The sequence below is a fragment of the Psychromonas sp. 14N.309.X.WAT.B.A12 genome (genome assembly GCF_030397575.1).
Lineage (GTDB): Bacteria > Pseudomonadota > Gammaproteobacteria > Enterobacterales > Psychromonadaceae > Psychromonas.
Map to the genome: position 1 here is coordinate 17,543 of NZ_JAPNXS010000018.1, position 13,523 is coordinate 31,065.

Consider the following 13,523-nt stretch of genomic DNA (forward strand, 5'->3'; position numbering starts at 1 on the left):
CGAAGATATGTTAGAAAATTTACCTGTTGTTCAAGGTGATCCTCTTTGGGCATTATTACATCAGTTTAATGCAGATACGCGTACTCAAAAAATCGATATGTTGGTTGGTGTTTATCGTGATGAAACAGGTCAAACTCCTGTAATGCAACAAGTACAAAAAGCGGAATTAAAACTAGCTAAAGAGGCGGCGTCTAAAAGTTATAAAATGTTATCGGGTAACCTTGAGTTTAACGACCATATCGCTAAATTTGTATTAGGTAATAGCCCTCGACTTGACGAACAGTGCACTATTCAAACCGTTGGTGGCTCAGGCGCATTAAGAGTACTTGCAGACTTAATCGCAACATTATCACCAGATGCTGTGGTTTGGAATACTGAGCCTGGTTACCTTAATCATCGTCCAATTATGGAGGGGGCTGGCTTAACTGTTTCGCCTTTTCGCTGGCAGCATAATGGTGGCATCTTAGATATTGAAACCTGTTTTGAAGATTTGGCTGATGCTAAAGAAGGCGACATCTTAATATTACATGGTAGCTGTCATAACCCTTCTGGTGTGGATCCTTTAATTGAACAATGGCAACAATTTATTGATTTTTGTATTGCCAAAAAAGTCGTTCCATTAATTGATATCGCTTATCAAGGTTTTGGTGTGGGACCAGAGGAAGATGCTGCTGGGTTACGTTTATTTGCTGAGCAAGTGGACTTAATGTTGGTAGCAACAAGCTGCTCAAAAAATATGGGGTTATATTGTGAGCGTACTGGTGCTGCAATGGTATTAACCAGTGATAAAGCACAACATCAATCATTGCGTACGTTATTAGAGCGCATTACCCGAGCTAATTACTCTATGCCTCCTAATCATGGTTCTGCAGTAGCCTCATTATTGTTTAACGATCCTGAGGCTTGGTTAGACGAGTTAGCAGTGTGCAGGAATCGTATCAATGATCTCCGTATTGCATTAGGTCAGTTATTATCTGAGATGGATGCGGATGAGTCGTTGCAAGCGGTCACAAGACAAAAAGGGATGTTTTCCATGTTGCCATTAACTGCTGAGCAGATGATGGCATTACGTGAAAAGCATGCTATTTACGGGATGTTGAACGGACGTATTAATATTGCTGGTTTAAAACAAGAGCAAGTGAATTATCTTGCGAATGCATTAATCGATGTAATGAAGTAAGGCTCACTTTAAGGGCTTTATTGATATTGTTTACTCAGTGTTTTCGCACTGAGTAAACCTTGCACCTGTTAGCTTGTCCCTGGAACCTTGCACCTTGACCCTTGTTCCTTCTACCTTGACCCTTACTTTTCACCTTCACCAAAACGGTAAATAATCTTACCTGTCATTAGTTGGTCATGGCTGCCTGCATCAGAGGTAAAGTAGTTAATGAAGTCAGCTTGTAATGCCCATTTTTCATTTAAGCGGTAATGTAATCCAACACCAGCATTAATTTGTAAGTTATATTGGTCATCATCTTTATCCCAAATTTCTTCACCGATACCCGCTGTTAGGTAAGGACGCAGGTTAGCTTGACTGTTGAAGTAATATTGTCCATCAACACTAAATGATTCATAAGTGTAATCTGGCGCAACAACCCCTTCGAATAATTGCGTTGAGTTGTAGTTCAAACGAGCTGAAAAAGCACGAGAGAAGTATAAACCTAAGGAGAACTGCGCATATTGTTGATTGATCAGCTGACGCTTGTTATCAAAATTAAGGTAACCAGACCCTAAACTGAATCCAATAATGCCAGTGTTAACAGGATCTTTTGAGTGACCAAATGAGTATCCATCATTAACTTTGCGTCTACCACTGATCTGCGATTGTGCTGGGCTAGTATTATTGCCGATAGCATAGTTAACTTGGAACATGATCTGTTTGTCATTAGGAATATTGCCAGATTCATCTTGTTCCGTTAAGCGAATATAACCTGTACCTGCTTTGATTAAGTCAGCACCAAATAAACGGTTAAAATTACGTCCAATAGAATCAATTGGATCCAGTAAAAATAGCGCGGTGTTGCCTAAGTATTCACTGCCCATCACAGTGCCACCGCCAGCCCAAATTTCACGTTCTTTATTAAACGCCCATTCACCATAAACCCAGCCTAATACAGGCGTGATCACAATATCTTGCATAGACGGTGTTTCAGCAAAGGCTTCAACGCCATATTCCCAAAATACAGTGGACATTAATGCTGAGTATAAAAATGCATCCCATTGACGATAGCCAGATTTACGAGCCGTTTGATAGTAAGCACCACCAAAGAAAGGGTGCATGACATAATTTAATATCACGTCATCACGATCCCAAACGGGGCCATCGGTAACGTTATCTATCCATTTTTGAGCAAAACTATCATCATCGTCGCTATTCCAGTTAGTAACAGATTCTGGCATCACTGCCAGTGCTGAAATAACACCTAATCCATAGTAAAAAATAGAGTTAGTTTGTGAGACTAAGCGAGCTCTATCTTCACCGTGTGTTGGTGAAAAGAGTGATACAGTATAAGGATTATCGTAGAAGCTTTCTGGCACATCAAATTGTTCCCAAGATGAGTTGGTAAACGACGTTTGGTAGGCAGTTTCTTCTTTTGTCGGTTCAACAGGCGTTAGTTCTGGTAAAGGCTCAATAATTTCTTGGTCAGTACCTGTGTACTTTAGGGATTGTTGTAATTGGTTTTTTTCTGCTAGTGGTACTTGGCTAGACGTATGAATATTTTCATCTTGCTTGTCATCTTCTGCGGCTAATAAATTTGGAGTCATTAATGCTAATAAACTACAAAATAGATAAGTTCGATAATGTTGGTTGATCAAAAGTAAATCCTTTTAGACTATTTAAACGTCTAGTAATTAGTCTTAGATATTTACTTTATTTAACAATATAAGCGTAATAACAGCGACTGAGTGACAAGGGGAAAAAGTGCGCTTATTATCACGTTTTTTCACCTTTCTGCAATGTTTCATTTTTTAAAACTGTTCTAATTCATTGATTTGTTACTATTCATCCAGTGTTATTTTTATAATATTTGTTATGAACTTAATAATGATTGTGAACTCTACATTTTTATGTTTATTTAATTAGGTAAATCTATGCAGGCAGCGCGTCCTTCTATTTTTTATATCGACTTGTTACGTTTTATTGCGGCTATTGCTGTGGTAAGTATTCATGTATTAGGGCCTTTTCGTTATTTATATGGTGAGATCCCGGATCTAGAGTGGTTAGCTGCCGCTGGCACAAATAGTGTCTCAAGGTGGGCAGTGCCTGTGTTTATGATGATCAGCGGAGCGCTGCTGCTCTCAAGTAATAAAGTCTTTGAGTGGCGTTATTATTTAACTAAGCGAGTGAGTAAGGTCGTTATTCCTTTTATCGCTTGGACCATTATCTATGCGCTGGTGGGGGGCTTTATGCTCGATGGTATTTATTCTGGTGATTGGCAAAGTGATAAAGCATTAGATATATTAATAAATTCACCCACTGAACCTGTTTGGTATCACCTGTGGTTTTTCTATGACTTTATTCCTTTATATTTTGTAATCCCATTTTTATTGCCTCTATTAAAACAAGCTAAACCCGATCATATTAAATTAGCACTGGCCTGTTGGTTAGTATTATTGACTATGCATTGGTTAAAAGTAGGGGACGTGTTACAGCAAAATCTTGTGTTATATACGGGATATTTAGTCTCTGGTTGGTATTTATTCAATCGAGATAATCGCCCTCAGTTAAAGTTATGGGTGATTGCCGGTGTTGCTATGTTGTTATTAAACTTTACTGGGACTTGGTATTTAGCCTTGGAAGAGGGGAAATATCGCTCGTTATTTATGGGTTATAAAACGTTGAATACTGCAGTAATTGCAGGCATGTTATTTGTTCTCGCTCAAACTTATGCAGAACGGATCCAAGGTAAGTGTCGTGCGCTAGTGACCTTGATTTCCACTTATAGCTTAGGGATTTACCTAATTCATCCATTATGGCTAATTCCCATTAGAAACCTAAGCAATGGATATTATGATCTCTTTATGACTAATTGGATTGCTATTCCGATGTTAACGATTATCGCGTTAGTTTTATCTTTATTCAGCACTATGTTATTAGTAAAAATTCCATTATTGAAACGTCTCGTCCCTTAAAAATGTGCGCAGATAGAAAAAGCGATGCCAATAATATGAATCAATATTAGTGACATCGCTTAATAGGTGTTTAAACGTTTTTAGTGATTAGTTTTTATTAGCAAGTGTTTCATCTTTGATGCTTTCTTCCACTATCTCAGTCGTTTCATCATCTAATTTAGCCGCCTCTTCTGCGGCCAATAAACGCGCTTGCTCTTCTTCTTCCTCTAAGGCTTTACGGCGTGCCTTTTCAGCTGCTCGTTGTTTTGCTTCTTCAGCTTCTCGCTCCGCTCTTGCTTCGGCTGCAATAATAGCAGCAGCTTTTGCCTCTGCTTTGGCTAAGGCTTTTGCTTGACGTTCAGCTTCTTCATCTAATGCTCTTTGCTCAACTGCTCGATCTTGTGCTTCCTGTGGTAGTAAACTGATTAATTCAATACCAATGGGGAAGTTAACATTTGTTAATCCTGATACCACATGCAGCTCACCTTCTTTGGTGATATACAAAAGTGGCATTGCCGTTTCGCCGTAACGTTTCTTGAATCGTTCAAAAGCAAAGTTTTCGGTAATATTAGTGACTTTAATGATTGCACCTTTCGCCATTAAACTTGCTAGTTTGGCGTAAGAAACACCTTCACCAAATAAGCTTAAACGTTTTAAATAGCTTTCCGATAACTGGTGACGTGCGCTACTGATATCAGGGTTATTCAAACCAAATACTTTCTCTGTACCAAACAAGTCTTGGAAATGGAAAGTCACTAATGGGTTTAATTGTCGATAAGGAGACATGACTAGTACTCGTCCAATACCACTTAAATCCATAAAGTTACTGGCGTGCTCTGAGGCTGGGTTGCCAAAGTAAACGGGGATATTCTGCATACGTGCTTTACGAATACTGTCCCAGTTATTATCCGTTAGAATCACTTTGATATTTTTGGCAATTAATAGTTTAGCGAGCTCACGTGAGAAGGTAGACGCACCAAACATTAATAAGCCTTCATTAGAGCCTTCTTTCACACCTAAAAACTTCGCCCAAGGCCCAGCGGTTAAACTTTGAATGACCACGGTCCCAATGATGATTAAAAACACTAAAGGTACGATTGAATCAGCTCCGTCTAAACCTACTTTTTCTAATTTAATAGCAAATAAAGATGAGATAGCAGCAGCAACAATACCGCGTGGCGCAACCCAACTTAAGAACCATTTTTCTTTGGTAGAAAGGTTCGTGCCTAAGCCTGAGATCCAAACACTCAGTGGCCGGGCAATGAACATCGCTACCAATAATACCCCTATGCCACCAAATCCAAGATCAAGCATTGCGCTTGAATCAAGGCGTGCAGCTAATAGGATAAACAGCGCTGAAATAAGCAGTACGGTTAATGTTTCTTTGAACTCTAAAATATCTGCAATATCAACACCGCGCATATTTGCTAACCAAATGCCCATGACGGTAACGGTTAATAACCCAGACTCTTCTTGGATGATATTAGATGCAACAAAAATACCCAGCATAATGGTTAATACAGCGGTGTTACGTAAGTAATGTGGGAATAAATTTTTACGAATCGCGATACCAGTTAAGTAACCAGTGACAGCACCAGCACCAAAGCCAAGCGATAAAGTGATCCCTAAAGATTGTAAAACATGAGACGTTGGGTCGGCATTAACCGCGATATATTCAAAAACTAATACCGCTAATAATGCGCCTATAGGGTCAATTACAATCCCTTCCCAGCGTAAAATTTTAGCCAAGCTAGATTTAGGTTGGACAGTACGCAGCATCGGCACAATTACCGTTGGGCCTGTTACCACAACAAGTGCGCCAAATAGCATTGCGATTGACCATTCAAAGCCTAATAAATAGTGAGCGGCGGGGGCAATACAAGCCCAAGTGATAAAAGCACCAATTAACACCAAGTGACTGACCATTCGGCCGTGTTCTTTAATCTCTTTAAAATTAAGGGTTAATGCACCTTCAAATAAAATGACGGCTACACCAAGCGATATAATTGGGAATAACAGGTCTCCGAATAATTCATCTGGGTTTAATACACCCATCACTGGGCCCATTAAAAGCCCACATAATAACAGTGGTAAGATTGCAGGTAGATGAAGTTTCCAGCCTATCCATTGACACAAAAGCGATAGCACACCGATTAATGCCAGCATGCCTGTGATGTGTTCAACCATATATATTTCCTTTTACAAATTATGTTGCTATACCAAGATAGAATATCTTGTTGTTGTGAAGATGAGATGAAACCAATACTGCGATATATTTTCCTTTGTTTTTTATCTGTTGGTTATACTACTTGAAAGCAGGCTAAGATCAGCTAAACCTGACAACCTAGTTAATTTTTATCTGCTTATATTACCACTTTAGTTAGCTTTTTATGCTATTGATTATAGATGGGGCTATTTGTCGTCGCTTCAACCCTGTAAATGTTGTTGTAGATTAATAATCATTTGTGCGGTTGCTCCCCAAATTAAATGGTCTTGATAAGCGCAGCAATAGGTAAAGTGACGTTTACGATTGGCCACTAAATGTTGCTTAACAAAATTATCATTGTTTAACAGATAATTGAAAGGCACTTCAAAGCAACTTTTTACTTCACTTTTATCAATGACCACTTGCTCATGATGCGCAACAAAGCCAATAAAAGGCGTAACATGGTAACCACTGGTAGTAGTGATCCCCGGTAATCGGCCAACTAGCTGGATATTGTCTTGTGCAATACCTATCTCTTCTTCAGTTTCTCGTAATGCGGTAGTTGCTAATGACAAATCAATTGTTTCAAAGCGACCTCCGGGAAAACTGACTTGTCCGGGGTGATGCCTCAAGTGTAAAGCGCGTTGCGTTAATATCATCTGCAAACCATTACTTCTTTGTATTAAAGGCATTAATACCGCGGCTTTTTTAAGTGGCTGTTGTTGAGGTTGAAGTTGTGCGAGATGAGAAGAAGGAGCGGTTAAATTTGCTTGCTGCAAAATAAAACGGTTTAGAAATTCCTGTCTATTCATCTGTTATGCTTCTCCCAACCTTATAAAATCAAGTATTAAAATAGGCTATATCATCAATGAATACAATATAATCATACAGCCGATAAGCATAGAGAGAGTAGTGAAGTGCCTATTATTTTTCAGAGAATAGTAATAAACACTTTGTTTCTTTTATCTAATGAGGCATTTAATTAAGTGGCTTTACTGCTTTTTTAGCAATTAATAAGGCGCGCTTAGGGGCAGGGTGACCTTCAACCGTTTTTGTTGGATCATTAGGATCTAAGTAATCTTCAAGGGATTCATTTTTCATCCAAGCGGTACTGCGTTGCTCGCCGGTTAACGTATCATTAATATCTACAATACGTACATCTTCAAAGCCACATTTTTCAACCCATAACTTAAGCGCCTCTGCACTTGGTAGGAACCAAATATTACGCATTTTTGCATAACGGTCTGCAGGCACCAATACATCGTCTTTATCGCCTGCAATGACTAATGTTTCTAATACCAGTTCACCACCTTCCACTAACTGATCTTGTAGTTGCGTAATATGGTCCATTGGCGATTTACGGTGATATAAAACACCCATCGAAAATACCGTATCGAAAGCTTCAAGTTTAGGTAACTCTTGAATGCCTAAAGGTAACAGATGGACGTTTTGATCTTTATTAGCAAAGTGTCTTACTGCTTCAAATTGACATAAAAATAATTCACTTGGATCAATGCCTACAACAAATTCTGCACCTTCGCCACGCATACGCCACATATGGTAACCACTGCCACAACCTACATCTAACACATAACGGTATTTAAGTGGGCTGATATGCGGTAAAACACGATCCCATTTCCAGTCACTGCGCCACTCGGTATCAATATGCACACCGTGAATATGGAATGGGCCTTTACGCCATGGGTGGAATTTTTGTAGCAGATTTTCTAACTTTTTAGTTTCACCCGTTGATAATTCATTGCCATTACCAATACGCACTTCGTCTTGTAACTCGATGTGCTCGGTTTTAATAGTAGGAAACTTATTTAATACGCGTATCCAACTCGCTAACGTACCGTGAACATGCGTATTTTCCCAGTCATGTAATTGTGCGGGTAAGTCGCGTAACCAGTGGCTTAAACGGTTTTTAGCAATGATGCTGTAGAAGTTACTGAAGTCGATCATGTGTTGCCTTGCTGTCTTGTTATAACGAGTGATGATTAATCTTTAATACTGATAATGGAACCAAAGTTAAAGCATTGGTACCAAAGGTCATTATGTTTAAAACCTGCTTCTTCAAGACGTTGATAATGTTGTTCAACGGTATCGGAAATCAATACATTATCTAATGAAGAACGTTTTTGGCTGATCTCTAATTCGCTGTAACCTTGGCTTCGTTTAAAGTCTAAGTGCAAATCGATTAAAAGCTGGTGGCTTGTTGGATCCTCAAAAATAAATTTTTCAGACAAAATTAAAACACCACCCGGTAATAAGCCGTTATAAATATTGGTTAATAATGATAAACGCTTTTCTGGTGTTAAAAATTGCAGGGTAAAGTTTAATACTACAACCGATGCATTCTCAATCTTGATATTACAAATATCATCTTGCAATACCGTCACCGGCACATCTGATTTATAAGCATGGATATATTGTTGGCAGGTTTCCACCATCGCCGATGAATTATCCACGGAAATTATCTGGCAGCCTTGTTTATCTGCTAATCCTCGACGCATAGATAACGTCGCAGCACCTAATGAACAACCTAAGTCGTATAAGTTAGAGTTATCTTGCGCACAGCGTTGAGTGATCATCGCAATACTATTAATAATTTTTTCATAACCCGGTACCGAGCGTTTGATCATATCAGGGAAAACTTGCACCACTTGCTGATCAAAGCTAAAGCTATCCACTTTTTGTAAAGGTTGACTAAAAATATTATCGGTTTGGCTCATAGGGCTACCTAATTTATTTAAGGTTTAAACTGGTTGTTAGTATTGTATTGCCGCGCATTTTACTTAAATTGTGTGGCAGGGTCATTTTTTTATTTAGCCATATGCCTCAAGGGCATTTTCTTTTATAATGTGTTGAATTATTTTGTAATGTATTTAAAAACAGGAATCGATAATGCGCACTATGTATTGTGGTGAAGTGACCGAGGCTAACATTGGTCAAGAAGTTGAATTAGTAGGTTGGATAAACAAACAACGCGATCTAGGTGGTGTAACCTTTTTAGACGTACGTGATCGTGAAGGCATTGTGCAAGTTTTCTTCGATAATGATACGCCTGAAGCAACGGCTATTGCTGCCACTGTTCGTAATGAATTTTGTATTAAAATGAAAGGCGAAGTACGTGCGCGTCCTGAAGGTCAAGTAAACAAAAATATGACCACTGGTGGTATTGAAATTCGTGGTCTTGAGTTGGAAATATTAAACCGTGCGAAACCATCTCCGTTAGACAGCAACCAAACGAACTCTGAAGAGCAACGTTTACGCTACCGTTACTTAGATCTACGTCGTCCAGAAATGGCTGAGCGTATGGTCTTCCGTTCTAAAGTAAGTAGCTTTGTACGTCGTTTCTTAGATGACAACGGCTTCCTAGACGTTGAAACACCTATCTTAACTAAAGCAACACCAGAAGGTGCGCGTGACTACCTAGTACCAAGCCGTACTCATAAAGGTCAGTTCTTCGCATTACCTCAATCACCACAGTTATTTAAACAACTATTAATGATGTCTGGGTTAGATAAATACTACCAAATCGTTAAATGTTTCCGTGATGAAGATTTACGTGCCGATCGTCAACCAGAATTCACGCAAATAGATATCGAAACGTCATTTATGAGTGCTGATCAAGTGATGGATAAAACGGAAGAGATGGTCGTTAAGCTTTTCCAAGAGATGCTAGATGTTGATTTAGGTTTATTCCCTAAAATGACTTACGCAGAAGCAATGCGTCGCTTTGGTAGTGATAAGCCAGACTTACGTATCGACTTCGAACTAGTTGACGTAGCTGACCTATTAAAAGAAGTAGAATTCAACGTATTCTCTGGCCCAGCAAATGACGCTGACAGCCGTGTTGCCGTAATCTGTGTACCTGGTGGCGCGTCACTTTCTCGTAAAAACATCGATGAATACGGTAAGTTCGTTAACATCTACGGTGCTAAAGGGTTAGCATGGATGAAAGTGAACGAAGTGGCTAAAGGTCTTGAAGGTGTTCAATCACCAATCGCTAAATTCCTAAACGAAGAGATTGTTGCTGAAATTCTAAAACGCACTGACGCAAAAGATGGCGACATCATCCTATTCGGCGCAGACAAAGCCAACGTAGTGGCAGAAGCAATTGGTGCATTACGTCTGAAAGTTGCAGAAGACCTAGGCTTAATTAAAGATGAGTGGAAACCACTTTGGGTTATCGACTTCCCAATGTTTGAACCACTTGAAGATGGCTCATTAACACCATTACATCACCCATTCACTGCACCAATCAACCTAACGGCTGAAGAATTAGAAGCAAGCCCAGTAGGCGCTATCTCTAACGCTTACGACATGGTACTAAACGGTTGTGAATTAGGCGGTGGTTCTGTACGTATCCACAAACAAGATATGCAAGCAGCGATTTTCCGCATCTTGAACATCTCTGATGAAGAAGCACAAGACAAGTTTGGTTTCTTATTAGAAGCACTACAATACGGTACACCACCACATGCAGGTTTAGCATTTGGTTTAGACCGTCTAGTAATGTTAATGACTAAAACAACTTCTATTCGTGAAGTGATTGCCTTCCCGAAAACAGCATCTGCAGCTTGTCCATTAACCAATGCTCCAGGTTTTGCAAACCCAGCGGCACTGGCTGAGTTAAACATTGCGGTTGTGAAAACTGAAAAAGAAGAGAAAGAAGAATCTAAAGAGGGTTAATCCTTTTTAAAATAACTTTCTTTTTATAGAAGGGAGATGATGTTGCTAGCGATAGTAATGTTGTCTCCCTTTTTTGTTTGTGTTGTTAGGGGGAAAGGGCTCGTCTGCGCTCATTGGATCTACTTGGTGTTTATTAGCCGATTTTTCGCCCTGTCGGCGACTTTACTTTCTCTAAATCAGTAGAGAAAGTAAGCAAAGAGACTGATCCCGATCGTTTTTTAATCTGAATAAATGACTACCTTCTTAACGCACCGCTCATACGCCACATCCATGTGGCGAACTGAGCTAGCAACGGCATCCATGCCTTAGCTTGCTAAAGGCAGCCATTGATTCAGAAAACTTAACGGGAAGTATTGAACTAGCCGCAATGAGTAACGTTGTTTTTCGAAAAACTCAACATCCTGATCGTGGCATCCAATGGGTGCTTTTTTTGGTGAAGTATATAAAAGATGTGATCCAATAAATATATGCTTTAACTGTTTTTTCTGCATAATTTTTCATACGCATATTTTCAGCAATAGCCATTAAAAATGGTGATTTCATAAAATACCTCTATAAATAAAACCAATGTTTATTTATACAGTGTAGTGCGTTTGCCATCTTTCCGCCGTAAATATTGCATTTTGTCGTCTTTCTACATGACTTATATTTCATTTTTTATTTTAAATTGTTGATTAAAATGATAATTGCATTAGTCTAAGTCTATTATTAATCATTAGATATTTGCCATCTTTCCACGGGAAAGGTGACATTTTGTTATCTAATAAGATGTTATGTTTCTATCAATAGGGAGTCCATGCATTGAGCAAAATTTGTAGTACCAATGAATGCGAAAGAGACGTTTTTGAAAACACTAAGAAGTGTGTTCTTCACTGTGAAAAAAGTGATTATTCACATGATTTTCAAAATAAAGGAATTTTGAGGGAATTTTATGATGCTTTAATAGAATATATAGCAGAATCAGCTTTCGAATGGAAAACGCCAGATAACGCAACTTTAGTCAATGTTGAAGACTTTAAAAGTTATCTGAAAGAAGATATTGGTAGTGATGAAATTATAGAGTTTTGTAAAAACGAAACAACCGTATTCAACTCCATTTTTTTCCCTTGCAGGGATAGCAGAGATAATTTTGATTACCTTAAAATTCTAAAAAAAATCAAAGGGGCTCATTTTAATTACTGTAAGTTTACAGCTCACTCAATAGAAATCCCTGAAGTCGAAACGTTTTATCAAGATTGTGAGTTTTTTCAGTGGTGGAGTATTACACCTTCTAAACTTCTTGGAAATGTAAACAATGTTCTCTATCAACAATGTCAATTTAAAGAAGATGTAAGTTCTTATATGGATGACGATCATGTCGCATCACTTGAAATCACATTGTTTAATGATTGCTCATTTGATAAAACACTTTCATTTGAAAATGTAAAATTTAAAAAAGCAGTATTTAATAACACCGATAATGGTTTAGTAAAAATTCATAAACTCCGAATTGAAAATTGTGAATTAGAAGAAAAGTTTATACTTAATAAATTAAAATCTGAATATTTGCTAATAAAAAACTCAGAATTTAAATCTAAAATTGAACTCAAAGAAGGTGTTATAGATGAGATTGAGTTAATTAACACAAATTTTAATGGTTTATTTGATTCTTATGGTGCTGAATATGGGAGATTTTATTGTTTTAAAAGTATCTTTAGTGATTTTGTAGGTTTTGAAAAGTGTAAATTCTCTTCTTTGAAAGAAGGTAGTGAATTAAATCAGATCTCAATATTTAAATATGTAACGCTTTTAAGCTTTACTAATTTTAGAAATTCAATTTTCTACAAAGGTCTTGATTTAGAAGATACTAATTTAAAAGAAGCACCCAATTTCTTAAATATCGATTTATTATCAGATAATACAAATAGGGAAACTCTGAGAATAATAAAAGACTCATTTGATAAAATAGGAAATCATATCGAAGCAAATAAGTTCTTTGTTCTCGAGATGAGAAAATATAAACAAGGACTGACTGGTAAGCCCATCAATCAAGAAAAAATTATTTTTTGGCTAAATGAAAAGACCTCTAATTTTGGCCAGAGTTATTTGATGCCAATATCGTGGATTGCATTTTTTTCAGTTATTTATTATCTGTTAATTCTTGGCCAAGAAATGAACTTTCTCTACAATTTGGTGCCATCGGCCAATAGTACAATTTTATCTATTTCTTCTTTTTTCAATGGTGTTGCGGAAAATATAATACCGTTCAAGAAACTTCTTAAAGAAGGCATGGAGTTTATCAGTCTTATATTTTATGTGGTTTTTTCGAGTTTAGTTTGGCAAACAATAGTAGCTGTCAAAAGGCATACTCGGCGTTAACGAAACATAACAAGAAATTAAACAAGGACAAAAAACAGTTGGCTTTTGCTCTTTCGTCGCCATTTTAGCCAACAATTTTTTGCCTGTTAATTAGGCGTTGAGGCTGTAGAATTTCTCCAAAAAAGAGCGTTTATCACTCTTTTTTTCA

At 37.9% G+C, this 13,523-nt stretch carries 10 protein-coding genes; 4 read left to right on the forward strand and 6 right to left on the reverse strand.

Annotated features, from left to right (window positions below; all coding sequences use genetic code 11):
* The first annotated feature begins 7 nt into the window (after nt 1-7).
* Nucleotides 8-1,180: an aromatic amino acid transaminase gene (locus OW492_RS16605; RefSeq protein ID WP_290041605.1), complete on the forward strand. Its 1,173-nt coding sequence runs from the start codon at nt 8-10 to the stop codon at nt 1,178-1,180.
* 122 nt (nt 1,181-1,302) lie between these two features.
* Here OW492_RS16605 and OW492_RS16610 read toward each other — a convergent pair whose 3' ends face one another.
* Nucleotides 1,303-2,817 (reverse strand): DUF3943 domain-containing protein, encoded by a 1,515-nt coding sequence (locus OW492_RS16610; RefSeq protein ID WP_290041606.1) that lies wholly within the window; start codon nt 2,815-2,817, stop codon nt 1,303-1,305.
* A 276-nt stretch (nt 2,818-3,093) separates the two neighbouring features.
* Here OW492_RS16610 and OW492_RS16615 point away from each other — a divergent pair, with 276 nt between their 5' ends.
* Complete coding sequence (locus OW492_RS16615; RefSeq protein WP_290041607.1) at nt 3,094-4,134, forward strand: acyltransferase family protein; 1,041 nt, start codon at nt 3,094-3,096, stop codon at nt 4,132-4,134.
* An 87-nt stretch (nt 4,135-4,221) separates the two neighbouring features.
* Here the strand turns inward: OW492_RS16615 and OW492_RS16620 are convergent, their stop codons facing one another.
* The 4 genes from OW492_RS16620 to cmoA all read right to left on the reverse strand — a co-directional run bounded on the left by OW492_RS16620 (nt 4,222) and on the right by cmoA (nt 9,054).
* Nucleotides 4,222-6,300, reverse strand: coding sequence for a sodium:proton antiporter (locus OW492_RS16620; protein ID WP_290041608.1), 2,079 nt, complete (start codon nt 6,298-6,300; stop codon nt 4,222-4,224).
* A gap of 240 nt (nt 6,301-6,540) precedes the next feature.
* Nucleotides 6,541-7,131, reverse strand: a complete 591-nt coding sequence (locus OW492_RS16625; RefSeq protein ID WP_290041609.1) for a CoA pyrophosphatase — start codon at nt 7,129-7,131, stop codon at nt 6,541-6,543.
* Nucleotides 7,132-7,297: 166 nt separating this feature from the next.
* A complete protein-coding gene (gene cmoB / locus OW492_RS16630; RefSeq protein WP_290041610.1) occupies nt 7,298-8,284 on the reverse strand; it encodes a tRNA 5-methoxyuridine(34)/uridine 5-oxyacetic acid(34) synthase CmoB in 987 nt (328 codons plus the stop codon).
* Between the two features lie 35 nt (nt 8,285-8,319).
* Entirely contained in the window at nt 8,320-9,054 is a 735-nt protein-coding gene (cmoA, locus tag OW492_RS16635) for a carboxy-S-adenosyl-L-methionine synthase CmoA (protein ID WP_290041611.1), read from the reverse strand.
* 172 nt (nt 9,055-9,226) lie between these two features.
* On the opposite strand from cmoA, the gene aspS reads away from it, so the two are divergent.
* A complete protein-coding gene (aspS, locus tag OW492_RS16640) occupies nt 9,227-11,017 on the forward strand; it encodes an aspartate--tRNA ligase (RefSeq protein WP_290041612.1) in 1,791 nt (596 codons plus the stop codon).
* A 393-nt stretch (nt 11,018-11,410) separates the two neighbouring features.
* Here aspS and OW492_RS16645 read toward each other — a convergent pair whose 3' ends face one another.
* Nucleotides 11,411-11,560, reverse strand: a complete 150-nt coding sequence (locus OW492_RS16645) for a phage integrase N-terminal SAM-like domain-containing protein (RefSeq protein WP_354669240.1) — start codon at nt 11,558-11,560, stop codon at nt 11,411-11,413.
* 258 nt (nt 11,561-11,818) lie between these two features.
* On the opposite strand from OW492_RS16645, the gene OW492_RS16650 reads away from it, so the two are divergent.
* Nucleotides 11,819-13,375 (forward strand): hypothetical protein, encoded by a 1,557-nt coding sequence (locus OW492_RS16650; protein WP_290041613.1) that lies wholly within the window; start codon nt 11,819-11,821, stop codon nt 13,373-13,375.
* Nucleotides 13,376-13,523 lie beyond the last annotated feature (148 nt).

Bases quoted from the DNA above. Each gene is read 5' to 3' on its own strand.
- OW492_RS16605 (WP_290041605.1), top strand. From the start codon at position 8: ATGTTAGAAAATTTACCTGTTGTTCAAGGTGATCCTCTTTGGGCATTA.
- OW492_RS16615 (WP_290041607.1), top strand. From the start codon at position 3,094: ATGCAGGCAGCGCGTCCTTCTATTTTTTATATCGACTTGTTACGTTTT.
- OW492_RS16620 (WP_290041608.1), bottom strand. From the start codon at position 6,300: ATGGTTGAACACATCACAGGCATGCTGGCATTAATCGGTGTGCTATCG.
- OW492_RS16625 (WP_290041609.1), bottom strand. From the start codon at position 7,131: ATGAATAGACAGGAATTTCTAAACCGTTTTATTTTGCAGCAAGCAAAT.
- cmoB (WP_290041610.1), bottom strand. From the start codon at position 8,284: ATGATCGACTTCAGTAACTTCTACAGCATCATTGCTAAAAACCGTTTA.
- cmoA (WP_290041611.1), bottom strand. From the start codon at position 9,054: ATGAGCCAAACCGATAATATTTTTAGTCAACCTTTACAAAAAGTGGAT.
- aspS (WP_290041612.1), top strand. From the start codon at position 9,227: ATGCGCACTATGTATTGTGGTGAAGTGACCGAGGCTAACATTGGTCAA.
- OW492_RS16645 (WP_354669240.1), bottom strand. From the start codon at position 11,560: ATGAAATCACCATTTTTAATGGCTATTGCTGAAAATATGCGTATGAAA.